Annotated in this window: 20 protein-coding genes; 9 read left to right on the top strand and 11 right to left on the bottom strand. The window is 54.2% G+C overall.

The window, feature by feature from the left end; translation table 11 throughout:
• Nucleotides 1–9: 9 nt before the first annotated feature.
• Nucleotides 10–525, bottom strand: coding sequence for a class IV adenylate cyclase (gene cyaB, locus VGK23_11265; GenBank protein ID HEY3421119.1), 516 nt, complete (start codon nt 523–525; stop codon nt 10–12).
• An 82-nt stretch (nt 526–607) separates the two neighbouring features.
• Between cyaB and VGK23_11260 the strand changes: the two genes are divergently transcribed.
• The 4 genes from VGK23_11260 to VGK23_11245 all read left to right on the top strand — a co-directional run bounded on the left by VGK23_11260 (nt 608) and on the right by VGK23_11245 (nt 10,923).
• On the top strand, nt 608–1,135 hold the full coding sequence (locus VGK23_11260) for a cob(I)yrinic acid a,c-diamide adenosyltransferase (GenBank protein HEY3421118.1): 528 nt from the start codon (nt 608–610) through the stop codon (nt 1,133–1,135).
• 1,506 nt (nt 1,136–2,641) lie between these two features.
• Nucleotides 2,642–5,044, top strand: a complete 2,403-nt coding sequence (locus VGK23_11255) for a VCBS repeat-containing protein (GenBank protein HEY3421117.1) — start codon at nt 2,642–2,644, stop codon at nt 5,042–5,044.
• A 365-nt stretch (nt 5,045–5,409) separates the two neighbouring features.
• The gene (locus VGK23_11250) at nt 5,410–9,720 is read left to right on the top strand and encodes a type IV pilin N-terminal domain-containing protein (protein HEY3421116.1); all 4,311 of its coding nucleotides are present in this window, start codon (nt 5,410–5,412) and stop codon (nt 9,718–9,720) included.
• A 24-nt stretch (nt 9,721–9,744) separates the two neighbouring features.
• Nucleotides 9,745–10,923: an NAD(P)/FAD-dependent oxidoreductase gene (locus VGK23_11245; protein HEY3421115.1), complete on the top strand. Its 1,179-nt coding sequence runs from the start codon at nt 9,745–9,747 to the stop codon at nt 10,921–10,923.
• Nucleotides 10,924–10,925: 2 nt separating this feature from the next.
• Here VGK23_11245 and VGK23_11240 read toward each other — a convergent pair whose 3' ends face one another.
• The 7 genes from VGK23_11240 to VGK23_11210 all read right to left on the bottom strand — a co-directional run bounded on the left by VGK23_11240 (nt 10,926) and on the right by VGK23_11210 (nt 18,107).
• Complete coding sequence (locus VGK23_11240) at nt 10,926–12,605, bottom strand: UbiA family prenyltransferase (GenBank protein ID HEY3421114.1); 1,680 nt, start codon at nt 12,603–12,605, stop codon at nt 10,926–10,928.
• Nucleotides 12,606–12,631: 26 nt separating this feature from the next.
• Nucleotides 12,632–13,261 carry a hypothetical protein gene (locus VGK23_11235; GenBank protein HEY3421113.1) on the bottom strand — a complete coding sequence of 210 codons (630 nt, stop codon included), beginning with the start codon at nt 13,259–13,261 and terminating at the stop codon, nt 12,632–12,634.
• Entirely contained in the window at nt 13,248–14,207 is a 960-nt protein-coding gene (locus tag VGK23_11230; protein ID HEY3421112.1) for a transcriptional regulator, read from the bottom strand. Before VGK23_11230 ends, VGK23_11235 begins: the two co-directional genes overlap by 14 nt.
• Before the next feature lie 115 nt (nt 14,208–14,322).
• Nucleotides 14,323–14,850 (bottom strand): archaeal heat shock protein Hsp20, encoded by a 528-nt coding sequence (gene hsp20 / locus VGK23_11225; GenBank protein ID HEY3421111.1) that lies wholly within the window; start codon nt 14,848–14,850, stop codon nt 14,323–14,325.
• Nucleotides 14,851–14,856: 6 nt separating this feature from the next.
• On the bottom strand, nt 14,857–17,040 hold the full coding sequence (locus VGK23_11220; protein ID HEY3421110.1) for a CDC48 family AAA ATPase: 2,184 nt from the start codon (nt 17,038–17,040) through the stop codon (nt 14,857–14,859).
• 106 nt (nt 17,041–17,146) lie between these two features.
• Nucleotides 17,147–17,464 carry a hypothetical protein gene (locus tag VGK23_11215; GenBank protein ID HEY3421109.1) on the bottom strand — a complete coding sequence of 106 codons (318 nt, stop codon included), beginning with the start codon at nt 17,462–17,464 and terminating at the stop codon, nt 17,147–17,149.
• Nucleotides 17,457–18,107: an ArsR family transcriptional regulator gene (locus VGK23_11210; GenBank protein ID HEY3421108.1), complete on the bottom strand. Its 651-nt coding sequence runs from the start codon at nt 18,105–18,107 to the stop codon at nt 17,457–17,459. Before VGK23_11210 ends, VGK23_11215 begins: the two co-directional genes overlap by 8 nt.
• 147 nt (nt 18,108–18,254) lie before the next feature.
• Here VGK23_11210 and endA point away from each other — a divergent pair, with 147 nt between their 5' ends.
• Complete coding sequence (gene endA, locus VGK23_11205) at nt 18,255–19,310, top strand: tRNA-intron lyase (protein HEY3421107.1); 1,056 nt, start codon at nt 18,255–18,257, stop codon at nt 19,308–19,310.
• A gap of 9 nt (nt 19,311–19,319) precedes the next feature.
• Here the strand turns inward: endA and VGK23_11200 are convergent, their stop codons facing one another.
• The 3 genes from VGK23_11200 to VGK23_11190 all read right to left on the bottom strand — a co-directional run bounded on the left by VGK23_11200 (nt 19,320) and on the right by VGK23_11190 (nt 21,592).
• Entirely contained in the window at nt 19,320–20,324 is a 1,005-nt protein-coding gene (locus tag VGK23_11200; protein HEY3421106.1) for a tetratricopeptide repeat protein, read from the bottom strand.
• A gap of 100 nt (nt 20,325–20,424) precedes the next feature.
• Nucleotides 20,425–21,357, bottom strand: coding sequence for a transcription initiation factor IIB (locus tag VGK23_11195; protein HEY3421105.1), 933 nt, complete (start codon nt 21,355–21,357; stop codon nt 20,425–20,427).
• A complete protein-coding gene (locus VGK23_11190; protein HEY3421104.1) occupies nt 21,323–21,592 on the bottom strand; it encodes a Gar1/Naf1 family protein in 270 nt (89 codons plus the stop codon). Before VGK23_11190 ends, VGK23_11195 begins: the two co-directional genes overlap by 35 nt.
• Before the next feature lie 227 nt (nt 21,593–21,819).
• Between VGK23_11190 and VGK23_11185 the strand changes: the two genes are divergently transcribed.
• The 4 genes from VGK23_11185 (at nt 21,820) to VGK23_11170 (ending at nt 25,282) form a co-directional block, all read left to right on the top strand.
• The gene (locus VGK23_11185) at nt 21,820–22,575 is read left to right on the top strand and encodes a phosphopantothenate/pantothenate synthetase (GenBank protein ID HEY3421103.1); all 756 of its coding nucleotides are present in this window, start codon (nt 21,820–21,822) and stop codon (nt 22,573–22,575) included.
• A 33-nt stretch (nt 22,576–22,608) separates the two neighbouring features.
• Nucleotides 22,609–23,853, top strand: coding sequence for an adenosylhomocysteinase (locus VGK23_11180; GenBank protein ID HEY3421102.1), 1,245 nt, complete (start codon nt 22,609–22,611; stop codon nt 23,851–23,853).
• Nucleotides 23,835–24,767 (top strand): carbohydrate kinase family protein, encoded by a 933-nt coding sequence (locus tag VGK23_11175; protein HEY3421101.1) that lies wholly within the window; start codon nt 23,835–23,837, stop codon nt 24,765–24,767. The genes VGK23_11180 and VGK23_11175 overlap by 19 nt, the downstream gene beginning before the upstream one ends.
• A 200-nt stretch (nt 24,768–24,967) precedes the next feature.
• Nucleotides 24,968–25,282: a hypothetical protein gene (locus tag VGK23_11170; protein ID HEY3421100.1), complete on the top strand. Its 315-nt coding sequence runs from the start codon at nt 24,968–24,970 to the stop codon at nt 25,280–25,282.
• Nucleotides 25,283–25,351 lie beyond the last annotated feature (69 nt).

The following is a 25,351-nucleotide window of genomic DNA, read 5'->3' as shown; positions in this document are numbered from 1 at the left end:
GATCATTCTTCAGTTCTGGATCATCAGCATTTCAAGGTAGGACCGTCGCTCGCTTCCCTCCAGTCCTAGCTCGTCGCGCAGCGTTTCCACCATGTGCCTTCCCTTGACCGCGTCCTCTCCCTGCACCTCGAGCTCGACGAAATCTCCCAACCCCTCGACCGAATCGAGGCTGACCGTTACCCCGTCAAGTAAGTACTCCCTGCGTTTCTTTTTCACCCTTGCAACCGATCGGAAACCCAAACGGACCAGGATCGCGGACATCTTATCCAGGTCGTCGATCTCCATTTCGATCTCTTCGCGGGTCTTGGTGAACCGGTCGATCTTTGGCCCTTTGTACGTGATCTTGCCAGTGGAGTCCTTTCGCAGTCTCAGCGCCTCATCGGTCTCTGCAAAATCCCGGCATGGATGGTTGAAGTACTCATCGACCTGTTCGTGATCGCCCAGAAGTGTCGCTCCCCTTTCCAGGAGCATCCCCTCGACCTTGCGATTGTCCTCGGAACGGGTCTTGATCTCGATCTCCAACATGTGACTGGGATAGTGCTCTTGGTTAATCAGGGCTTTCCCGCAACAAAGAAGTATCCCGAGAGGCAATCCTGACTGGATTAGCATGGAAGAGGACCAGCTTGGGCTATTGCAGGTGTACACCGGGGACGGTAAAGGCAAGACGACAGCAGCCCTCGGTCTGGCGCTCCGGGCCTGGGGCAGGGGCCTCAAGGTCTGCATGATCCAGTTCATGAAGAAAGGGGAGGATTACGGCGAGATACTGGCCCTGCGCAGGATGGAGATCGACCTCTACCAATTCGGTTCCGACCGGCTGATCACCAGGAGCAGCGTCCATCCGGAGGACATCCAGCTGGCGCACCGAGCGCTCGCCTTTGCCGAAAGCGTGCTGGTATCTGGCGAGTATGACGTGATAATACTGGACGAGATAAACGTCGCGCTCTTTTTCAACCTGGTCAAACCAGAAGAGGTCTTGTCGGTGCTTAGGAAACGCCATAGGGATGTGGAAGTGATCATGACCGGCAGGAACGCACCTCCCGAGGTCATAGATGAGGCGGACCTGGTGACCAGGATGGTGGCGGAGAAGCACCCTTACGACAAGGGCGTGATCGCCCGGGCGGGCATAGAGTTCTGATATCATATTTACCATGAATCATAATATTTTATATTAATATATATCAATTATATGATCTGGCCGTGTCTATTCGAGTCTTGATTATCAACTCCAAATAAATAAATAGTGACCATTTGGATGAGTCGGATTGTCTCCTGCATAGATGCCAGAGGGAAGGCGACGATCATGACGAACAAAAAGAGCAACTATTTTGGGTCTGGCAAGAGATTGCGCAAATGCAGGACCGGGGTTTCGGAGATCATTGGTAATCTGCTCATCCTCGCCATAACCGTCTCACTGTTTTCCGGCGTCCTGTTCTTCGTGACCAACATGCCATCGCCACAGGATCAAACGCTAAGCGATTTTAGTGCCCAGACCGGCATATCCGGTTCCAATTTATATATGAATATAACACACAAAGGAGGGCAATCGCTCAGTAACGATTCAACCAACATCTATTTGTTCAAAAACAATGACCTGCAGCTGCTCTATATCTCAAGCGATCCCAAACTTGGGAATGTCTGGAATATCGGTGGAGTTTGGTCGCATATCCTTAGCAACTTCGATAAAAATAGCGATTCGGTAAGAATAATGGTTGTGGACAAGACCACGAATAACATAGTATGGCAAGCAACGTTGGCTGGTAATGCCAATAACAACTTTCCTCCGATAATCGGTAGTCGCGGTATCAATCCTATGCCAGCATATGATGGGGATCTGGTCAAGTTCTACGCAACGGTTGTCGATGTCAATGGCTTGGCAAACATTGCTAGCGTTTATATGAATGCCGCTTTCCTTCCGGGAGTCACCAACAATCATGTCGTCCTCTGGGATTCAAACAATGATGGCATCTTTACTTCCAACCTGACTTACAAGGCATCGTACCGCGATTGGAACGGTCAGACGGTGTTCTTCAATGCAACGAATCGGGCGGGGGCAACTTCCTCCGTCCAATTTACTCTTTCAGTAATGCAAAATCAAAGTGGTAACAACATTGACAATAACGGCGGTTCGGGATCCGGTTCCCCGCCAGGAAATCTAGATTACAGTGGGCTACAAGGCTTCCAAATCTTCGAATGGAGTGACTGGAACCTACACAAATACAGTGCAACACCGACCCTCACATTTGACAAAGGGCAGACGGCCGTGGTCGTCATCGCAAGCAAGTTCGTGGTCAATGTCCAGAATATGAATTCGATCCTCGTGATGAATGACACGACAAAACAAGTACAATCAGGTGTCTCATCCCCGATAAATTCATTCCAGCCATTAGATGTTCTATCTGGATATTATATATATAATTGTTCGATTAATACATCCCTACTTCCTTCATTGACCGCATATTACCTTCTTGATGTGAAGGTGAAGGATAATTGGAATCCCAACAATGCGTTCATGATGAATCAGATGATCCTGATCAAGACAGCCGGGGCATCAGTTACTCAATTGCCGACCTTCACGACATATTCGGATTCAAGTTTTACGAAGAAAACGACTAGCTTTACAACATACAACACAGATAGTGATGTGGTCTATGTTGAGATAACGACGAAGATCGGAGGGGCCTGGGTCCCCGGGTCTGGCCTGGTCGAGATACGTGATTTCTTCTGGGATTCCCAATTGAGCAACACCCCACCGAGCGACTCGCCCTATCCACCGACGACATATTATTCTCAGCACGTGACCCATTGGACCGGTTCAGTGAGCAACGTCTGGCAGAGCGCAGTGAACAAATATCGTTTCGAGATCAATCTGTATAACGTCACCGGATTGACCCCATGGCTACCTGGATTTAACGCCTATATTCTAAAATATGACATGTTCCAAGCCGGGACAGAGACCTACGTCCTATCAAATGTGATCAATGTCACTTCTCCGACCACCAAATTGGACATCGTTGCAGGTGGTGAACCTCAAGGGGGCGCTCGATTCCAGAGTCAAGCTTCGCTCCTCTACTACAAAAATGACAACAGCTGGTACCCTCCGCTTATGCTGGAGACCACAACCGACAAGAAATCATACAATCCGGTGATCTCGATCATTCGTGCCGGGGATATCAACGGGGATGGAAAAACAGATTTTGTGGCCGTGGAGGACGACGGTGGCACGAATCTGTATCTGTTCATCCAGCGGAGCAGCGGAGGGTTCGACAAGTACTGGATATCATCGATTTCCGGAACAGCGTCTGACGTGCAGCTTGGAAATACAGGTCTGGGAAAGACACTGGACATCGTGGTAGGCTATGCAAGCGGTGCGGTGACTCTGTATAAGAACGACGGAATCTGGTCCAAATATACTGTAGTGGGTTCAGGTTCACCGGTTAGTTCCATCCAGGTGGCCAACATGGTGCCTCCTGGATCGTCCGGCGTCGATATAAATCGTTCAATGGACATCGTGGTCGGAAGGACCGACGGGACCATAACCGTCTTCAAGAACCAGAACGGAATCGGTACCCTTTGGAACCCGATCAAGTTATCTTCTTCAACCACGACAACTCAGGATTTTGCCATCGGGGAGGATTCTACAAACGATATCATTACTGGTAGTTATCTGGACACAACCAGCGCGATACAGGTACCCTGGATCTATGAAGAGGTTCAGGAACAGTTGACAATGAGGCATCAGATCTCAGTACCCGCAGCACCGAAAGGCGTGCTGGATAACTGTCCAGACGACATCTCGCAACTGCAATATGCGAATTCCGCATCAAATCCATACACTGTGGCCGGAGGCAGCAACGCATCGATCGTCAATTGGGACGGCACTGGATTGATAAATGATCTTCCGACCAGCCAGGTAACCTTCGAGGTAATGTACAAGACGAACGGGAATAATGATGGAACCGATTACATAACCTGGAGTAACGAAACGGGCAAAATTGAGACGTCATCCAACATGATCAACATCCAGAATACCGAAGGCGGCTGGGTTCGGGCGAGCTATGATCTGACGAGCAAATTCCCATTGGCCAGTTCATTGAAGACCCTTAATATCACCTATGAGAATTCCAACCCTCTATCCACCAGCGTGGACTTCAGGTACTGGTCTTTGAACGTTACCTGGGTTACCGGGGATATAATGGATCACAATTGGACGGTAAAGGTACCAAGTTCTGGATCCACCTATGCATTCTCAGCGTTTGCCCTTAGATCTGCCAGCAATGATGGTGATAAGATCGAGTTCAACTATTCGATCGATAATGGGTTGACCTTCAAATCCTTCTCCACTCATCTCTATGTTGGAGTAGGGTCTTCGTTCACTCAATATTCTGGAATAATTACCGGGGTAACTTCGACTGGAATAATAAAGATCAAGGCTTCAGCGCCCTGGATCAAAACAGCTACGCCTGGAGAATCCTATTTGAAGATCGGTCAGATGACTGTGACCACGGTAGGGGCGACAGTGACATCGGTGGGAACAAGCATTGCCGCATTGACAGTTGCCGATATGAATGGGGACGGGGCCAACGACATAGTTGCCATCGGAGGTTCTGGGACATTGGTAGCATTCATGAACTGCGCTGGTTCCTCCATCTTTGATCACCCATCCTCTCCATATTCCACCGGAATCTCCAATGCGTTGGATATTGGGGCTGGAAATTTCTTCAATCCTTACAAAGGAAAATATCTGGATATCGCTGTCTCAACGGCTACTGGCGTGTATCTAATAAACCAGAACAAGACCACACCTGGAACATATGATGCAAAATTCGCCCTTCTGACCGGTCAATCCATAGTGAAGATGATTGCGGCGGACGTGGATGGAAATGGTAGGACTGACATACTCTTGGCCACCTCGAGCGCGATCTGCTATTATGCGAATTATCAGGGTCTCAAGACGCAGGGATGGCAGTATTACGTCGTTGATAATCAGATAATCGGGTCTGGAGGAATTAACGATCTGGATGCTAGGAAGTTCCAGACCTATTGAAGAAATGTCTTACCTATTGGGAAAAACCTCTTTCGATCCTTCTTTGATGTCGATTTCAGTTCTGGATCATGGTAAATTGAATGATCAATGGAACCCCCATTTGAATTCGATCTGGATTTCGCCGTTGTCAAAACCCTTGAAATATATGCGAACGTCGCTTGAAGGCGAGCGAGCTCACTCAAGGTAACTTGCCTGTTGGTGGGGGTTCTGGCCGTACAAATTATCAATGATGATACGATTGAATAATTTCTGTCCAGCCATCATCTGTTCAAAATTGATTATCAGCCACCAATGGTTAAATAGAGACAAACGAAATAATCAAATTTGCCCCGAGCGCAGGCACTCGACAGTGGAAGGCAGCAATTATGACCAACAAAAAGAGCAATTATCATCGGAACAGCAAGAATCTCAGGAAAAGCCGCCACGGTGTCTCTGAGATCATAGGCAACCTGCTCATACTGGCCATAACCGTCTCACTGTTCACCGGTGTCCTATTCTTCGTGACGAACATGCCTGCGCCACAGGACCAGACGCTCAGCGACTTCAGTGCTCAGGTCGGTACCTCCAGCAGCCATCTATATATGAACATAACCCACAAGGGCGGTCAGACGCTGACCCAGGATTCCACTAACATATACCTCTTCAAGAACGACATTCCCACTGTTCTCAACATCTCATCCAGCAACCCCAGCATAGGCAACGACTGGAAGATAGGCGAGGTCTGGTCCTATGACACCACCCCCTACTCCTCCGGCATGACCGTTCGTCTGATGATCGTGGACAAGACCACCAACAATATCGTATGGGAAGCGGTATTGGCAGGCAACAAGACCGACCAGAACACGCCGCCCATCATTGGTGCCCGGGGTTTCACCCCGTCACCGGTCTATGATAAGGATCCGGTATATTTGTATGCCACCATAACCGACCTGGAGAATAACCTGGCTGGGGTTTGGGTCGATGCTTCCGGTATCGGTCTATCGAACAACATCACCTTGACCGACACTAACCACGACGGGATCTATACCAGCACAAGCACATACTTGGCTTCCTACAGTGGATGGAATGGCAAGACGATATTCTTCAATGCGTATGACTCGTTAGGCAAGAACGCCACCGCTCAGTTCGTTATCGTTGTGTCCAAGACCACCTCTGGCGGCGGTAGCGGCTACAATGGCCCATACACCAACTATTCCAGTTACCTGACAAACGGAACATATCCTCCGGATGCTAGCGGCGGTCAGGCCGGAGAGACGATGGGAGAGGCAGGGACCACATTCTACTACATCCGCCGCGCCTCCGACAGCAACATAACCAGGAACTTCAACTCCAGCGAACAGATACTGGTCGAAGTGTATAGCGATACACTTAGGAACCTGGCCATTGACAATAACCTGCTGGTCTATATGCCGCTGACCGGCAACATCATGACCCCGCCGAGCTCGACCGCGGCGTTCCAATACGGTGGTATCTACGGAGACTTCTACCGTTATAACTACACGTTCAACGCCCCCAACATTGGCTACACTTATCCCATACAGATCAAGCTGAAGGACAACATAGGGACGGTCGTCAACATCTGGGACCAGATAATCATCAACAACGCTCAATACCCAAAGGTTGCCACTTATATTTTGAGCGGAGGGGTTCTGGTGCCTTCTGCCAACTTCTCACTTACCGATACCATATATGTCAAGCTGACCACTCTCGATGTCGACGGCCAGATGACCGGCGTCTTCATGAACGACCTGACGGTGAGCGACTATTCTGGCCGTTATGTTGTAAGAAAGACCCCGACAATGCCGGCGGCCAATCCGGCCGGCATCAAGGTTCCGATCTATACCGCCCCGGTCAGCTCGGTCTTCAAGACAGATTCAACCAACGGGGCAACCTGGATAGCCGATGGGAAGACATCATCCAACGATCCGTCGGCTCGTTACACCTTCTACTTCAAGCCCATCGACGCGAACGCCGGATGGTGGCTGCCGAGGAGGAACTCGTACACCCTTACGATAGACACGTTCCAGGATGCTGGGGCCAACTCGACAACCGGTGAAACGTATCACTCATTGACCGTCCAGTTCAACATCACCGCTCCCCGGACGATGACGGACATCATAGCGGGCATCGGTTCCGGCGCTTTCACCTGGAGCTCATCCGGAGCCTCCTGGCAAAATAGCCAGCTCGCATGGTTCAAGAACGGCGAGGTGACCGGGCAATGGCAAAAGATAGACATTGCCCTTCCGACCAAGACATATAATGGACCAATAGGGCTGGTACAATCGGATCTGGACGGAGACAGCCGCCAGGACCTGGCAGTCGGATTCCAGGACCCGAGCGTCGGTGTCGCCTGGTATCGCAGCCAGTCAGTTGATGGCCTATCATGGTCAAATCCCTACCGTCTAATGAAATCCCTCGACGGAACCCCCGGCCTCTGGAAGGATGGTGGCAGCAGTAAAGGGCTGGGCAACGCTGACGTTACCGTCTATGCGGCCACGACGTCTTGGGGTCACACACCCGAGTTCGACAACGATTATTATTCGTCCTATGACATCATTGGAGCAATGGCAGCAGGCAATTTCGGAAACGGTCATACCGACATCGTTGTCAGCCTTATCCATGTGGTCGTTCACTCCACCGCGACCACTGAGGATGCAGCGAAATCAAACCCAGCGCTGAACACCCCTATGTTCTTCAACCGCGGTCTGTACGTTCTGTGGAACAACGGTGGGGCCATGGATTGGAAGATGACCCCACTGTACGGATCAAGGGATTACTTCCCGGCCTTCAAACAGGGAGCAACTCTCCTGGACGCTAACGGCAACAACAACCCAGCGGCCATCGACATTGCCACAGGGGACTTCAACCAGGACGGATGCGACGATATAGTGGCGGTCTATGAGACCGGTGTCACCAAGATATGGCTCAGTCAGTGGAGCGATGTGCAGTCGACGTCCGATCCGTTCAATGCCGCGTTCAACACCACGGCATCGCTCATGCCATCGACAAGTGTACCGACCGTTCCGGGAACCGCGGGGCCGTGGGAATTGGCTGGCAGAGCCGTTAGGCTTAGGGTGGCTGATGTGGACGGCAACGGTTATCCTGATATCGTGAGGACCAGCGCGGCCGCGGCATCGGTCAACACCGTCTATGTGATCATCACGAAGAGGGCCGAACCGACCAAAACACAAAATTTCCCGGTCCTTGAATATGGCGGGACCGGGATTACGGCCAAGGTCACTGGAAGCAAGGCCGATCTGACTGCGATAGACAACAAATGGGAGAACCTAACAGAGGTCTTCCAGAACTCTTCTGTCCTGTTCGATAGGCCAATAACGAAAGCAGCAGGGGATACGACCATAAATCAGACAGTGTCGAATCTGCAGCGCGATGACGGACAAACCTACAATGTGGACAGACATCAGACGCTCAGCGTCGCCATGGCCAGTGCGGATTCGTCGTACAGTGGGATGCAGGTCACTCAGGTCATGATGAGAACCAAGTACTGGGTGTTGGCCGATTACGATGGCAATAGCTATCTGCAATGGTCAAAGGACGGCGGAAGCACATGGATGAACACCAATATCAAACCCACTAACACCCAACTCTCAGTCAATTTGACATATGATCTGTTTAACGGTCAAGGGGCCGACAGCATAAACACCTGGGCGAAGCTGCAGAACATTTGCTTCCGATATTACAACGACGAAACCACGGGTTCGGGCGCGGTGCGTTTCGACTACATATATCTAGAGGTGAAGTTTGCGGTGTCCCGACAGGTACAGTGGGACTGGCAGATACCAAACCTACCGAATGAGATCTGGCACAACCTGACGATCAACGCCAAGGTCAAAACTGCCGGGGACTCGTTCAATGTGTCCTACTCACCAGACAATGAGACCTGGTTCCACCTGTTCACCATCTCGAGCACGACCCAGAAGAACTACTCAGGGATGCTCCTGCACACAGTGAACTCGAAGTACTATATCAGGATCGAGGACACGAACAGGCAGGCGACGGACATAGTCAATGATACGCTTTGCGTGAATAAGTTGAACATTACGCACTACTCGCCGGCTGTCTCCTGGGACTTCGATTCCACTAAATGGCAGAAGTCGATACCCGGCATAAGCAGCCCGAACTACATCACCTCTTTGGCGGTGGCGGACGTGGGTCCGTCCTATAGTAATACAAAGCCGGACGGTTATCTGGACATTGTGGTAGGCACCACCATGATAGGGAATGGGGATGCCAACCACGCCCTGTTCGTCATCCCCAGCATCAATTCCGGTACCCAGCTGGGAGTTCCAATCAACATCCCAGTGGTGGCAGCGTCCGCCGCGATCGGGACGAACGCGTATGACGTCAAGGCGGTCGAGCTAGGCGACTTCAACGGAGACGGTTTCATGGATATCGCCATGGCCATCGGTTTCAGCCCGGGTTACACCTACACCGCCGGAAGCACATCGACCCTTTGGATATACACGAGCCAGCAGTCCTCCGGGGGATGGCAGTTCAGCGAGCAGCCGGTGAATGTGCTGGACACGTCGGGCTCGGTGATCAACATCAAGACCGGCTATGTCGACCTGACGTTCCTATGGCCCCTCTTCGGGGTCTTCGGCATCGTCGTGGCCGAGGCGGTAATCGAACGGGCCGAAAGAAAGAGGAAGGAGTAAGACTGTCCCGGACCGGGTAATGTCGTGTACGATGTGCTCGTGTCCGGGGCAGGACCTTCCGGCTCCTACGCCTCGTACCTGCTCGCCAAGAGCGGGTACAAGGTCGGTCTGATCGAGAGAGAGCAGCTTCCGCGCGGCAAATGCTGTGCCGGCGGCGTGATGCAGCGCGCCCTCGGCATGCTGGATTTCCCGGTGCCAGAGGACGTACTCGAACGAAAGGTCACCGGGGTCAAGGTGGTCCATGATGGGCACATGCACACCCTCGACAGCGGCAAGGTCGTCATCTCGATGGTCCGCCGGTCCAAGTTCGACGCGTTCCTGGTCGCGAAAGCGGAGAATGCCGGTTGTGAGGTGTTGCAGGGCCACAAGCTGGAGAATGTACGAGAGGATGAAGGCGGCGTCGACTGCCAGGTCGGTGCCAGCGATCTCCGGGCAAAAGCCCTGATCATCGCCGAAGGGGCGACCAGCGTTAACGCCAGCCGGTTGTACGGTCCTTATCCAGGGAAGTTCTCCTCCATTGGCATGGCGGTGGAGTGCAACGAGGACATCGATCGTGGCGATATGATTGAGCTTTTCCTCATCGACTCTCCGACGAAGCATATACGCTGGGGTCCAGGCTTCCCTCTCATGGGATGGATGTTCCCGCTGCGCACCGGATGCAACATCGGGGTTGTGGGTTCGGGCTATTCCGCCGAGGCGATGGGGAAGGCGATGGTCACGGTTTCCACTGACCTGGAACGGAGAACGGGGGTCCTGCCGGACATCAGCGGTTACGCGGCCCACCCGATCCCACTTCGGGCGCGTAAAGTGCTGCACACCAGACGAACGCTGTTGGTGGGAGACTCCGGAGGTCTCACGAGCGCGATCAGCGGAGAGGGCATGTCCTACGCCTTCCAGAGCGCCGGTTATGCCACCGAGGCTCTCAAAGGCCTGCTGTCCGGTTCAGTGAAAGATCCGTTGGCAAGATATGACCGGCTCTGCAAAGACAACATCGTAAGGGACATGAGGGCCGCCGAGATCATCGCCCCGGTCCTGCACTGGCTCATCGGCGTGGTAGACACTGACAAGTTCTTCGGAAACGTGATCGGCTATGAGGGCATCGTCCGCGCTTCCGAGGGGATAGCGGTCGGGGCGGACGATTGGCGGAGATTGCTGGCGGAGACGATACCGTCCTTCCCGAGACTTTTCTTCTCCTCGCTCTGATCCTAGATCATGCCCAGATACCTGAGGGTCGCATAAATGAAGCCGATCAGCGCCACGCCCATGACCAGCCGTGAGCTCCGGTACCTGTAGAAGCATCCCGCGGCAACCACGCCCATCACAGGGAACAGGACAAGATCCGTCGGTCTGGAGAAAAGCACCAAGGGAGTGAAGGAAGCGACCAATATCAGGGCCGAGACCAGCAATGCCCCCTTTCCCAAACCTAGCTTGGTGTATACGGTCCTCACGTTGGCCTTTTTGTCTTCTTCGTAGCCGGAAACGTCGGTCACCATCGACCCGATGACCAGTCCGAGGAATATGACGGCGGCGATCATGAAGGACGTCAGGCTCAGCGGGGCGACCCCCACCGCCCCCGTCAAGAAGATCACCGGCGTGTCATACTGGTATTGGGTCACGACCACGGTGTATGGCGTCAGGTAGCCGTAGAGGAACGCCAACGATGCCCCGATGCCGATCAGCGCCGGGCTCATCACCTGCTCCTTGAAACGCACCGGCTTGAACGAATACAGATAGGAAAGGACGAAGATCAGGGCCAACAACAGGAACTCCGTGAAGGAGAGAAGGAGCGCCACCATCAGAGCCACCAGCATCATGACGATGGACCCTTGGAACATAGTGCCCCGGTCCACGGTCCCGGACGCGATCGTTCTCCAGGTCTTAGTCGGATCGTCGAACCCGCTATCGGCGATATCGTTCCAGATGGTGCTGACCTGCCAGGCCGGGAGGGCAGACGCTATCGATAGGATAACGTAAGTGATGTTCACCCAGTAAGGGGTCTGGGTTATCGACATCACCAGTTCCGGATCGACCGTCCTCCATCCGACCACCATCCCTCCGGCCACGATCATGCCGAAGAACAGGGTCTGGAACGGCCGCATGCTGGCGATCTGGCGGCGGAAGGAGCCCTTCATGGCCATATATGCGATCACCGTCACCAGGAGCAGGCCTGCGACGACGTAATACATCACCAGGAACAGATGGAACTGGAAGTACTTCGTCTGGTCAAAGTAGGGGAAGGCCGGCATGCCGTCGATGTTGCCGACCGGGAGGTAAGCTCCAGGGGTGGCGACTATGAACATCGAGATGATGGTGAAAAGGACCAGGAAGAAAACGCGCAGTAGCGTTACCGCTCTCTCCTTGATGAAGAAGAGGCTGTTCCTTTGGGTCCAGATCACGTAGGCGAACAGCGCGAACAGGAACGCGGCCACCTCCAATCCCTGCCCTGGATGAAAGGTCCGCCCTCGGAACTGGAAGAACGCATTAAGGTATTCGGTCCAGGAAAAATAGGCATAGCTCTCGTTCAGTCCGAACACGAAATGGTCCAGGAACGGGGGGATGAGAATTAGCCAATAGATGTTGGTGATGAGGTTAAGGGAGCGACGGAAACCCCTTCCCGAGAAGGCCGTAAGCAACAGCACCAGCCCCAGGAACACCACCACATAGAAGGAGACGTGGTGGGCGATGCTGAAGATCCAGGGATGCACGGTGTTGACGAACTCGGCGTCCAACAGGTAGTACTCGGCCATGTCCCGGCCTAAAGCCAGCAGTATGACGTAGACGAAAACACCGATGATCGGAAGCCGCTCCTTCTCCAGGAAAGCGATGAGCCCGTCACCTTTGGCCGAGAATTTTTCCCAAGCCGTCCCGCCATTCGATGCTGGCATCAACCAGAGAGACGGCTGGGCGCTATTTAAGAATGTTGAGCTGATTTACTCGTCAGGAGCTTCTCCACGTTCTCCGCCCGTTCGTACTCGATGACCGCCATGATCTTCCGGTATTTTCCGGCGAGCTTTCCCAGCGCCTCCGCCATGTGCTCCTCGCGTTCCGCATTGAGCTTGCGGAATCCGCCGGGCTTGTTGACCTTCTTGTCCCAATCGACGGCGAATGCCCCTGCTGAGGACAGATCGAAGCGCTTACGCTGCGCGCGTTTGACGAACATGGACTCCCGGATAAGGTCGGTCCCCCCGACCTCGCGGCAATAGGTCTCGGTGTAGAGCTCCTCGTTCATGTCGATCGGGATAAGGGCGATGGCCATTTCGGTGCCGACGTCCCTTGCCCTCACATAGCCTGGAGGGGGTATCTTGACATCTCCGAAGGATTCGAGCAGGACCGAATAGATCTCCTCGATGTCGCTCGGTTCGTACTTGTCATAGTCCTCCTTGTTCCCCAAGGCGGCCAGTTCCTCCTTGGATACCGAGATGGCTATGACATCCGGGTTCTCATCGTTGATGGCCTTCTCCACCGCTTCTCCCTCTGAAACAAGGCCCTTCACGACCGGCAGGAACAGTATCGTGGAGCCGTCGATCTCAACGCTTCTCATCAGGTTCACTTCTCTTGCTGACCAGTGCCCGAAGCTTCTCCGACTCTTGAATCTTCTGCAGCTCATCGCGTCCGATCAGGGGGGTGCCTTCGATGCTCTGGCGCGTGCGCACCTTCTCGATGAATATGACCGACTCGCGACCGGTGACGACGGATATGTCAGCCACCACCCGGGCCTTCTCCCGGAGCTTGGTATCGTCCTTGCCGAGGCCGGTCAGTATCAGCATGTCACGATCGACCGTCAGCGCTTCGAACGGGCATTTCTGGGTAGGGGTGATGGTCAGTCCCAGCCCGGTGAGGATCGAGAACACCTCTCTGGTGAACTGGTCATACTTCTCCATGTTGACCTTCGGCCTTTCGGACGTCTCCGGTTTGTAGCTGAGGGGGTCCACCGGCAGCACTATCGGCTGGTCCAGGAACTCCTCGAGACGGATGGCCACATCGATCATCGCCCCCATGCCGGTCTCGTACATCTGGATGGTCCGGCGCGACACGCCTGCCACCTCTGCCAGGTTACCCAGGGAGATGCTCTTCTCCTCCCTAAGGCGTTTCAGCAGGTCGCTGTCCAGTTTGACGTACAGGCCGCCCGGAGCGGCGAAGATGAATGGGGGCACCTCTTCCAGAAGAAGGTCCTTGAGCGTGTTCAGGGACACGATGGGAACGCTGAATCTAGAATAGACGATACCTTGCTCTATCTCCCCCGCGCCGGACCTCTCCCCGACCAGCAGGGGTGAGCCGCCCAGAGCCTCTGCCAGGGTCTTCACCTCCTCGGAATTGTCCTTGGAGAAAGCGTCGACATTGGAGAGGATCTTGACCAACAGCAGGGTCTTGTCCCGCCTGGCAACAATGTCAAAGCTTATGCTGCGCATGTTCAGCGGCTTGGAGACCGTGAACCCGACCTTCTCGAGCGTGTTTCTCACGCCGTTGATGAGCTCATCGCGCTGCACGAAGCACTAGATTCATCTGTTCTTCTATATAACCATTGGGAAAAACCGAGGCCATGGAACTACGGAATTTCTAGGTCTGGAGCTGAAAAAAGGAAAAAAAAATGGAAGACGGTCATCACTCGACGATCGTCTTCTTCTTCCGTCTTTTAGGCGGTTCCCTATCCAAGGTGATGTCCAGTACGCCGTTCCTATAGCTCACAGCCTCAGTACCGGATCTGACCGGGCAAGGGAGTTCGATACGTTTTGAGAACTTTCTGTTCTCAGTGTCCACGGAGACCTCGAGCCAAAGGCCATCCGCTTTGGCGCCTATGTCATCCTTCTGCACTCCTGGAAGTTCGATTATGACCCGCACCTTGTCCTTCTCCTGGAGCACATCCACGAGGGGTTCTATCGGTGAGATCTCCTTCACCTTTTCTGGTGCAATTGGCTTGACGTTCCCAAACTCCTGGATATGGGGCTGCCCATCCGGCCCCATCCTCATCGACACTCCGTACATCTTTGTTTCTCCACCGAGACCGAATTCACCCGTAAGCATCTGTTCCATTATCCTGTCCATGCGTGCTCTCATCTCCTCGAACTCCTCATCGAAATTGGAGAAGTTGTCGTTGATGTCATCAGTCCTCTTCCTCTCCGTTTTTGCCATTCTTCATCACCTGACATACTCGAAATCCTTGTAGGCCATCTCGAACTTGTTCATTTCCTTCTTGGATATGGGACGGAACTTCTCGATCGCCTTCAGCAGGTGGGCCATTGTCACCTTCTTCATGTTGATCCTCTCATCCGTGACGTCCTCGCCCTCAGCCACCAGTTCCCTGATGGCCAGCATGGTGCCTTCATTGGCCACGGCGGCCAGGTCCGCCCCGGTATAGCCGTCGGTGCGTTTGGCGATCTCGTCGACATTGACATCCGCCGCCAGAGGCTTCGACCTGAGATGCACTTCCAGCACCGCCTTCCTGGTCTCCAGGTCCGGCGCCTTCACCTGCACCATCTTGTCGAACCTTCCTGGCCTCATCAGGGCCGGGTCGATGATGTCCGGACGGTTGGTGGCGGCGATCACCACAACGTTGTGCAATGACTCCAGCCCGTCCATTTCCGTCAGCAGCTGGCTGATGACCCGTTCGGTCACCTGGGAGTCCGAGCCGGTCCCCCTCACCGGGGCGATGGAATCGATCTCGTCCATGAATATGATGCATGGGGCTGCCTGACGCGCCTTGCGGAACGTCTCCCGCACCGCCTTTTCCGATTCCCCAACCCATTTGTTCAGGAACTCCGGCCCCTTCACATTGATGAAGTTCGCCTCGCTCTCTGTGGCCACTGCCTTGGCCAGCATGGTCTTGCCGGTGCCCGGTGGTCCGTATAGCAGTATGCCCTTCGGAGGTTTGGCATCCATCTTGTCGAAGAGGGCCCCGTACTTGAGCGGCCACTCCACCGCCTCGACGAGCTCCTTCTTGGCATCGGCCAGACCGCCTATGTCGGACCAGTGCAGGTTCGGCGATTCTACCAGAACCTCGCGCAGGCTCGCCGGCTGCATCTCCCTCAGCGCCGCAAAGAAATCATCCTTCTTGACCACTATCTTGGCCAGCACTTCGGACGGGATGCTCTCGAGCTCCAGGTCCAGTTCCGGCAGTATCCGGCGCAGAGAGTGTATGGCCGCCTCCTTCGTCAGTGCCTGCAGGTCGGCCCCGGCGTATCCGTGAGTCAACCGGGCCAGCTTCTCCAGGTCCACGTCCTTCTCCAGCGGCATGCCCCTGGTGTGAATGCCCAGGATGTCCAACCGTCCTTCCTGGTTCGGGATGTTGATCTCGATCTCCCGATCGAACCGGCCGGGACGCCGCAGCGCCGGGTCCAGCGCGTTGGGACGGTTTGTGGCGCCGATGACCACGACCTTCCCTCTCGATTCCAGACCGTCCATCAAAGCCAGTAACTGGGCCACCACCCTTCTTTCGGTCTCACCGGTGACCTCGTCGCGCTTCGGCGCGATGGAATCGATCTCGTCGATGAATATGATGGTCGGCGCGTTCGCCTCCGCCTGTTTGAATATCTCACGAAGGCGTTCCTCGGATTCTCCATAGAACTTGGACATGATCTCCGGTCCGCCGATGTAGATGAAATTGGCGTTGGTCTCCCCGGCCACGGCCTTTGCCAGCAGTGTCTTGCCAGTACCTGGAGGGCCATGCAGAAGCACGCCCTTGGGCGCTTCCACCCCGAGGCGCTCGAACAGTTCCGGATGACGCAGCGGGAGCTCGATCATTTCCCTGACCTTCTTCACCTCGTCACCCAGTCCGCCGATGTCCTCGTAGGTGACCTTGGGGATCTTCGACATGCCTTCCTTTGACGGCTTCTCGGAGATCTTCACATCGGTGTCGCGCATTATCATGACCGCATCTGTGGACGGTGCGTGGGTCATCACGACCAGGTCTATCCGGCGTCCCATGACGTTGATCTCAATGACGTCACCACGGGTGACCACCCTTCCTTCGAGGGCCTGGCCAAGGTATTCCTCGCCCCCCATTATCTTGAGCTCTTCCATGGGCGCGAACGCGATCTTCTGGGCTGGCTTGACATTGACCTTACGCAGGGCCACTTTGTCGTCTATGCCGACGCTCGCATTGCGGCGTATCGTGCCATCGATGCGGATCAAGCCCCGGTTAGCGTCCTCGTTATAGCCTGGCCAGACGATCGCCACCGTTCTTTTCTTGCCCTCGATCTGGACGACATCGCCGGCGGTGATCTCAAGCACCTCCATGACTGCCGGGTCAACTCTGGCTATGCCTCTTCCGGCATCCTTTGACTTGGCTTCTGCCACCTTAAGCACTTTTTCGGAATCGCTCATCTTCAGTCCTTCTTGTTATGATTACGGTCGTTCCATGATCCATTCTTGGATATCAACCATGGGTTGACAACCTATTATGATATAGTACATTATTTGTTCTTCTATATTAAGGCTGCTTAAAGGTCCTTCGGACCTCCTTTTCGATGTCCTCCCCGAACTTGACCAAGCGGCTCTCCATGTGCCAGAAGTTCTTTTGCAGCTCGTCCTTGTCCTTCATCAGGCCTTCCTTCATCTTAGCCTGCATCTTGTCCAGGTCGACACCGTTCTCTTTCAGGTTGACCCTCATGTCCTCGTACATGTCGGTGCCGATCTGGTCCAGCTCAGACATGCTCTTCTCGAAGGCTTTCTTCGCCTCGTCCTTGGCGATCTTGACACGCGCGATGTACTTCTCCGCCATTTCTTGTGCCCTGTTCTTTTCAGCCATCTTGTTCATCTCCTCTTTGGTATGGTCCGAGTATCTCCCGGACCACATCATTCCTCAGCCCTAGATAGTCGGCCAGTTGGTCCGGATCGATGTCCGGATGCTGGATATATTCAAAGACCACATGTCTTTGGCCATAGTCCAAGGTAGCGGACTCGACCAAATGAACGGCCTCGTCCAGCAGCCTTTGTTTTTGGTCGATCAGCTCCTCTCTCTTCTTACGGAGCTCGTCCATCCGACCATCCAAAATACTTAACTCTTGCCGGAGTGCCATAACCCTTTCGGTGAGCTCATTGTTTCCCTGCTCACCCCGGGTCTTCTCATGATGATGCTCGGGCTCATCATCCATCTCCCGGCGCATCGACTCCACGCTGAACATGCCCGAACCGACGTCCACGATGATGGAGAAACCGCTGATCGGGACGTATCGCTTCCGCATCGGTCCGCCCTGATCGCTCTCCTCTGGATACGAACGCACCATTCTGCATTCCTCCAATACCTTCAGATGCTTCATGATGATCTGCTGGCTCATGCCGAGCTCGCGGGAGAGCTGCAGGGGGTAATGGGGCTCTCTTACCAAAGCTTCCAGAATCCGTCTGCGGGTGGGATTCTCGATCACTGAGAGCAGAACGTCCAATTCATCCATTATTTTCACTTCCTAGATGTTAACTAATTGTTGTTAACATAGTAATAGAGTATTTATTGAGGATAAATAACCTTCTTTGGACCTCCCTACTTCCCGGTTTGCTTATCCGGGTCAAACTTTAACTACGCCCTCGGTCTTCAAGCTTCAATGTCTGGCAAACTGGTCGGAGACACCGTGGTCGTTGAGGAAGAAAGGGAGGCCAGCCAGATATACAGCAAAGGGTTCTTTGGATATCCTCAGTCCGGCGGATCGCTTCATCTGGACCTGCTGGAGGCGTTGCATCTGCTGGAAGGAGACCGGATCGAGATCTTGGTGGATGACCAGAAGATCGATTTTGCCGGGCTGATGACCTGTGCGGCCGCCCTGCACAACGATCTGGAGACCCGTTTCATAGTTTACAGGGACCTGAGGCAGCGTGGATACATCGTCAAGACCGACTCGGGCGATTTCAATTTCAGACTGTATCCGCGTGGTGGCACCCCAAGCACTACCCAGACCAACCTTTGGGTCTTGGCGATTTCTGAACGCGACATCTTCAACATAGTCGAACTGATGCGTCAGGCTGAGATGTCGCAGCGCACCAGGAAGGACCTGTTGCTCGCAGTGGTGGACGAGGAGGGGGACATCACCTATTACACCGCCGAGAACGCAGATCCAAAGGGAGAGCTGAACGACAAGGCCATGAAGGAGGTGCCAGAGGGACTCCTCATGGAAGGGAGCATCCTTGTGCTGGACGAATCCCTGGGCACCAAGCTCTACCAGTATGGATTCTACGGAAAGAAGATCGGCAAGATGTTGCAGCTCTCGTTCATCGAGACCGCCTATCTCATCGAACATGGCCGTTTATCTCTTCGGGCGGTCGGGACGGGAAGAAAGATGGCGGAACGAACGTTCCTAAAACGGGCGAAGGAGATCCAGCCCGACTTCGACATGAGGCTGCTCGCCTATTCGGACCTGAGAAACCGGAAGCTGGTGGTCAAGACCGGTTTCAAGTACGGAACTCACTTCCGGGTCTATAAGGGCGATCCGTCCAGCCATCACTCTGAATATCTGGTGCATGCCGTGCCAGACGATTATTCCACCGTTTGGGCGGAGATCTCGCGAGCCATCAGGCTGGCGCATGGCGTCAAGAAGGACATCCTGTTCGCCTGCGTGTCCAAGGACTCCATCGGATACATGAAACTGAAGCGCGTCAAACCGTAGAGGTCTTGTTCAGCCGGTGCAGGCGTCGCCCTTAGGCTTGGCCTCTTCTGCATTGATGTTATCGATGACCTTCTTTGCCCCTGCCCAATCCTCCGGTTCCATGCTCAGGGACTCCTCCAGAAGCTTCATGGCCTCCTCTTTCTTTCCAGTGTTGTAGAGCACCATCGCCATCTTGACCATGAAATTTGTTCTCTTCCGGTTGAACTCGGTGTATTGGATGGCCTTCCTATAGGAATCGACTGCCCCTTCCACGTCACCGTTCTTCAACTGTGCCTCTGCCAGCCGGGCATATCTCGCCGAGCTGGTCTCCTTCATCGCCGGGGATTCGGCACTGGCCTTTAGCGTTTGGACCATGGCGTTCAAGGACTTGGGGGGCTCGACGTTTGCCCCGCATTTGGGGCAGGTGTCCTGGTTCCCCGTGAGCTCGTTACCGCAATTGGCACAGTATTTCGGAAGGGCCGCACCACAGTTCGGGCATAGGCTCCAGTCGAGCTCCACTAGTTCCTTGCACTTGGGACACTCGGAAACGGACTTGATTCCGGCACCGCCCATCTTCCGCAGAGCGTTCTCCAGCTCTTCCTTCGAGGGCTGAAAGTATTCTTTCCTCCTCACTGCGATGAAAAGGACTGTTATCTCCACCGCGGCGGAGATCAGGGACAGGAACACGAACAGGATCCCGGCCTGCTGCACAGATCCGAGGCTGCCGAAATTGCCGATCTGACCGAACGCGTTCACATCCAGTATCAGATATATGATAAGGATCCGAGCCAGGAAGGAGGCCGTCATGGCGCGGATGATGTTCTCCCGTTCACCGACCTGGCTTCCCCAAACCGAACGCACGACAGTAAGTTCCCATGCGGCGATCAGGATCAAAAGGAGCATCAGCAGGACGCCGACGATGACGCCGATGGTCTTGACAGCAAAGATGGCGTAGAATATCGTGACTATGGTAAGGATGCCTGCGAAGACCAGCCAGACAGCCATCGGTTTCAGGAGCATGTTCTTGCGTTCCATGAAGTTCACACCGCAGAGAATATAATCCAATTGCGCGCCAGCGTTAAATATCTAGCGTTTTTTGAATGAATAGGCCCTAAAAAGACGGGCCAGTGGGATTTTAGAGCTGTATCTCGATTCCGAGCTTGTCCGTGAGCTCCTTGTACCGGTTACGGATAGTGACCTCAGTTACGCCTGCGATGTCAGCCACTTCGCGCTGGGTCCTGCGTTCGTTGCACAGGATCGAAGCTATGTAGATGGCAGCCGCAGCGACCCCGGTCGGTCCGCGGCCCGATGTGAGTTCCTTCTTTGCAGCGTCCTTCAGTATGTCTGCTGCCTTGGACTGGACCTCACCTGAGAGCTTTAGCTCCGAGCAGAACCTTTGCACATAGTCCTGCGGGCGCGTCGGCATCAGTTTGAGCTTCAGCTCGCGGGTCATGAAACGGTACGTACGACCGATCTCCTTGCGTCCAACGCGTGACGAGTTCGCCACCTCATCCAGGGTACGGGGTACGTTGCATTGTCTGCATGCCGCATATAATGAAGCGGCGACAACTCCCTCAATGCTCCTTCCGCGGATGAGGTTCTTGTTGACCGCTTTCCTATACACCATGGCCGCGGTCTCCCGGACGTTTCGCGGCAGACCCATGGCAGAAGCCATACGGTCCAATTCGCTCAAGGCAAATGCGAGGTTCCTTTCTGTTGCGTTAGAGACACGGATCCTCCGCTGCCATTTCCTGAGACGGTACAGCTGGGCACGGTTCCTGGTCGGGATGCTTTTGCCGTAACTGTCCTTGTTCTTCCAGGAGATTTCGGTAGAAAGACCCTTGTCGTGGATGGTGTAGGTCATTGGCGCGCCGGTCCTGGCCCGCTTTTCGCCTTGCTCTACGTCAAAGGCCCGCCATTCCGGTCCGAGGTCAATGAACTGGTCATCAATAACGAGGCCGCACTCCTCGCAGATGAGCTCACCCCTCTCATAGTCCCTGACTAGATGCCCGCTATTGCATTCGGGGCATCTTTCAACTTCTTCGGTCCCTTCCTTTGGTTTTGCCATGTTCTTCTACCCCTTCCACGTACACCTGCTTACCTATGGCAGAGAGCAGGCTAAAATCACCGGTGGGTTCAACAGTGACATATGGTGAATCAACCGGACCAAAGATACGCAGGACCTTCCCCACAATCTTGTTGCGGTTGTCGACTACTCTGGACCTTATCTGCGGCGCAAAGGAGCCTTTGACAATTATCCTGCCGTCAAAAGTCACTTCTTGGACTTTTCCAAGAAACTGCATGGTTCACCAATTCACACCCGATTCTTTTCCGGTGTTGCTACTAGAAGTAAACATTTACTATATAAGAATTGTGCAAACCTTTATTACGTTTTCGTTTTGGCCTTTTATTCTTTTTGTACAGGGTTCGGTTTTTTGATAACGCTAGCCATATACGCGATGGCCAAAGGGCATACCGGTCATAAAAACCCCAGGAAGCATTTAAAACCTGCGATTCTCCTAATGTCACTGTGGAAATCTCAAGGGATCACCCCCGCTACAAATCATTAGTCACCAGAGAGACGATGTCAGAGATGATGAGGAAGGGCATCGTAGCGCCGACAGGGCTGATCGCACATGGCCGAGGCGAGGCGTTCGATTACCTTCTAGGAGAAATCACTCTACCCCCAGCTGAAATGGCTGAACGTGTGGCGGCAGCGATGCTCATGGAAGCAAAACGCCCCGTCATTACTGTCAACGGGAACGCCGCTGCACTTGCCGGGAAGGAGCTCATACAACTTTCCGAGGCTATCAACGCACGGCTCGAGGTCAATCTTTTCCATCGTTCGGTGGAAAGGATCGAGCTCGTCTGTGGATATCTGGAATCATTAGGGGCCAAGGATGTGCTCGGCAGGGTCCAGGACTTTACATTGGAAGGGATAGCATCTGATCGGGCACTTAGTGCCACTGAGGGCATAGGGATGGCCGACGTGGTGCTCATTCCTTTAGAGGATGGCGATCGTGCGGAAGCGCTCGTTAAGGCGGGCAAGAAGGTCATCGCCATCGACCTGAACCCAGTGTCCCGGACCTCGATGGCGGCCGATGTCAGCATCACCGACGAACTGACCAGGGCAGTGCCGAACCTCATCGCCCATGTCGGGGAACTGACCGGCGATGCAGGAAGAAGATGCGATCTGATCATGGGGTTCAACAACCGCCGCAATTTGGGTCACATCCTGAAGGGCATATCCGACCACCTTAAGTTCGAACTGTCATCCAAAACATAATTTCCCTCTGGTGCATGTAGGCCTAGTGGTTCTATGACAGATAACGATCTGCTGATGAAGGGAGTGAGAAGGCTGGAATGGGCCAACTCCCATATGCCAGTTCTAAAGGAGATAAGGGAGAGGCTGGTCAAGGAACAGTCGCTTAAGGGCGTCAAGGTCGGCATGGCGTTGCACGTCGAGGCCAAGACCGGGATGCTCGCCGTCTCCCTTGCCAAGGCCGGAGCCAAGGTCAGGCTGGCCAGCTGCAATCCCCTTTCCACCGACGATTCAGTATCTCTAGCTCTGCGGGAGGAATACGGCATCGAGACCTATGCCAAGAAATGGGAATCGACCGAGGAATACTATCACAATCTGAACGCCGTGCTGGACCTGGACCCCGACTTCGTCATCGACGATGGGGCAGACCTCATCACGATGCTTCATACCGAGCGCCAGAAACAATTGCCCCACATCAAGGGGGCGAACGAGGAAACCACGACCGGGGTCATACGGCTGAGGGCCATGGCCAAAGAGGGAAGGCTGAAGTTCCCGGTCATTTCCGTGAACGATGCCCAGATGAAGTACCTGTTCGATAACCGGTATGGGACCGGTCAGTCCACCTTCGATGGTTGGATGAATGCCACGAACCTGTTGGTAGCGGGAAAGAACCTGGTCGTGGCCGGTTACGGCTGGTGCGGGAAAGGGGTCGCCATGAGGGCCAAAGGACTGGGCGCCAACGTCGTCGTCACCGAGGTGAACCCGATCAGAGCCATCGAGGCTAAGATGGACGGGTTCAGTGTCATGCCGATGCTGGAGGCGGTCAAGCTGGCTGACATCATCATAACCGTCACGGGATGCAAGGACATCATCACCAAGGAGCATCTGGAGGTCATCAAGGACGGGTGTGTGCTCGGCAATACCGGTCACTTCGACAACGAAGTCTCTAAACCGGCGCTGGAATCATACGGCTCCAAGCCGGTCCGGGTCCGTGAGTACGTGGACCAGTACGACCTGCCGAGAAGCCGCAAGGTCTACCTGATCGCCGAAGGAAGGTTGATGAACCTGGCCGCGGGTCAGGGCCATCCAGCTGAGATTATGGACATGAGCTTCTCCATACAGGCGCTCTCCCTGGAGCACCTGGTCAAGAACCATATGAATCTCAAGGCAGAGGTCTACAATGTCCCTCCGGAGATGGACGAGGAGGTCGCTACGATCAAACTACGCACGATGGGCGTGGGGATCGATAAGCTTACCCCGACCCAGAAGAAATATCTAGAGGCATGGCAGGAAGGGACCTGACCTTGATCCCGTTCCTCTGTGTATTCGGCCATACGAACCTGGACTTCATCATGTCGCTGGAACGGTTCCCGGAAAAGAACACGTCCGTCGATGTCGTGGAGAAGCAGAGATACTTTGGAGGGACAGGGGCGAACGTGGCGACGGTTGCCGCCTCGCTGGGAGTGCCCACAGCCCTCGCGTCGTATGTTGGCAAGGACATGCCAACAGAGTTCAGGGAGCTCATGATCGCCAAAGGGGTGGATCTACGGGACCTGGTGGAGGTGGACGGATACGAGACCCCGACCGTATGGATAGTGTCGGATAGGGCCCATGACCAGATCGCGTACGTCTACCAGGGACCGATGCGAAGGATGGAGGAGTTCGAGCTCAGGATGAACGCGGCAAACGAGGCTCAGTTCATCCACATCATGACCGGCCGTCCGGAATATTACCTGCGCCTGATGAAGGAGTGCGTCAGACTTGGGAAGAACATCTCTTTCGATCCAGCCCAGGAGATCCATCACATCTGGACCGAGGAGGCCTTCAGGCAGGCCATAGGCATGTGCGACATGTTCTTCTGCAACGAGAACGAGCTCAAGACCGCCATGAGGTACCTGGAGGCCAAGCGTCCGGAGGACCTCTTGGATCATGTGGACGTTCTGTTCAACACGATCGGCTCCAAGGGAAGCCGCATCTATACGGAGGAAGGTGAATTGGAGATTCCAGCCGTCAAACCGACAAAGGTCATCGATACCACTGGGGCAGGGGATGCGTTCAGGGCCGGCTATTTTGCGGGGCTTTACCGGAATTATTCGATCAAGGACAGCGCACGTTTCGGAGCCGCCGCCGCCTCCTTCGTGATCGAGGCTAGCGGATCGCTCACCAACATCCCTGAATGGCCAGAGGTATTGGAACGGGCAAGGTCCGTCCTATGACACAGTACGATCATTGCAACTCTGGCTTGGCTGGGATAATTGTCTGGTTACGTTCGAACGGGGAAATGTTTAATAACACGGAAACCGTAAAGGGCCGCCAAGGTGAATGTATGGCATTGGGCTGGACATCGCTAAGCGAGGCCTCCCAAGCAGTCGTCGACACCGATATCTCAGACATGAAATGAGAAGGGTGAGAAAAGATGAATTTAATGGAATTCCTGACAGTACTTCTGCTGACTTTCGGCCTGTTCATGGTGCTAGCGGGTGCCTTCACAGCCTACTTCGGAAGCGGCAAGAGCAGGATCATCGGTGTCGTTCTGCTGGTCGTTGGGCTGGTAGTCGCCATCTTTTGGATCTACGCGACCATGTATGGTGGACCGCTCTTGTTCACCGTTGACGGCAAAGCGATTGGCATAAGCAATGTGATCTGGACCGCCTTTGTCAACATAATCGCGGCGGTAATCGGGGCGCTCATCGCGGTCGGGGTCTTCCTGCTCGCGATCATGAAGAGCTAATCACGAAAACCCTTTCCCAAAATACCTTTAACTTTTCTCCATTTTTTATCTCGGTTCAGGCCACCCTTC

It is taken from the genome of Methanomassiliicoccales archaeon, from assembly GCA_036504055.1.
In the GTDB taxonomy this organism is placed as follows: domain Archaea; phylum Thermoplasmatota; class Thermoplasmata; order Methanomassiliicoccales; family UBA472; genus DASXVU01.
The sequence above is the reverse complement of the archived record's forward strand: the minus strand, read 5'-3'. Positions and strand labels throughout refer to the sequence as shown.

Bases quoted from the DNA above. Each gene is read 5' to 3' on its own strand.
- VGK23_11250 (HEY3421116.1), top strand. From the start codon at position 5,410: ATGACCAACAAAAAGAGCAATTATCATCGGAACAGCAAGAATCTCAGG.
- VGK23_11190 (HEY3421104.1), bottom strand. From the start codon at position 21,592: ATGCAGTTTCTTGGAAAAGTCCAAGAAGTGACTTTTGACGGCAGGATA.
- endA (HEY3421107.1), top strand. From the start codon at position 18,255: ATGTCTGGCAAACTGGTCGGAGACACCGTGGTCGTTGAGGAAGAAAGG.
- VGK23_11200 (HEY3421106.1), bottom strand. From the start codon at position 20,324: ATGGAACGCAAGAACATGCTCCTGAAACCGATGGCTGTCTGGCTGGTC.
- VGK23_11260 (HEY3421118.1), top strand. From the start codon at position 608: ATGGAAGAGGACCAGCTTGGGCTATTGCAGGTGTACACCGGGGACGGT.
- VGK23_11210 (HEY3421108.1), bottom strand. From the start codon at position 18,107: ATGGATGAATTGGACGTTCTGCTCTCAGTGATCGAGAATCCCACCCGC.
- VGK23_11215 (HEY3421109.1), bottom strand. From the start codon at position 17,464: ATGGCTGAAAAGAACAGGGCACAAGAAATGGCGGAGAAGTACATCGCG.
- VGK23_11220 (HEY3421110.1), bottom strand. From the start codon at position 17,040: ATGAGCGATTCCGAAAAAGTGCTTAAGGTGGCAGAAGCCAAGTCAAAG.
- VGK23_11170 (HEY3421100.1), top strand. From the start codon at position 24,968: ATGAATTTAATGGAATTCCTGACAGTACTTCTGCTGACTTTCGGCCTG.
- cyaB (HEY3421119.1), bottom strand. From the start codon at position 525: ATGTTGGAGATCGAGATCAAGACCCGTTCCGAGGACAATCGCAAGGTC.
- VGK23_11240 (HEY3421114.1), bottom strand. From the start codon at position 12,605: ATGCCAGCATCGAATGGCGGGACGGCTTGGGAAAAATTCTCGGCCAAA.
- VGK23_11195 (HEY3421105.1), bottom strand. From the start codon at position 21,357: ATGGCAAAACCAAAGGAAGGGACCGAAGAAGTTGAAAGATGCCCCGAA.
- VGK23_11180 (HEY3421102.1), top strand. From the start codon at position 22,609: ATGACAGATAACGATCTGCTGATGAAGGGAGTGAGAAGGCTGGAATGG.
- VGK23_11175 (HEY3421101.1), top strand. From the start codon at position 23,835: ATGGCAGGAAGGGACCTGACCTTGATCCCGTTCCTCTGTGTATTCGGC.
- VGK23_11235 (HEY3421113.1), bottom strand. From the start codon at position 13,261: ATGAGAAGCGTTGAGATCGACGGCTCCACGATACTGTTCCTGCCGGTC.
- hsp20 (HEY3421111.1), bottom strand. From the start codon at position 14,850: ATGGCAAAAACGGAGAGGAAGAGGACTGATGACATCAACGACAACTTC.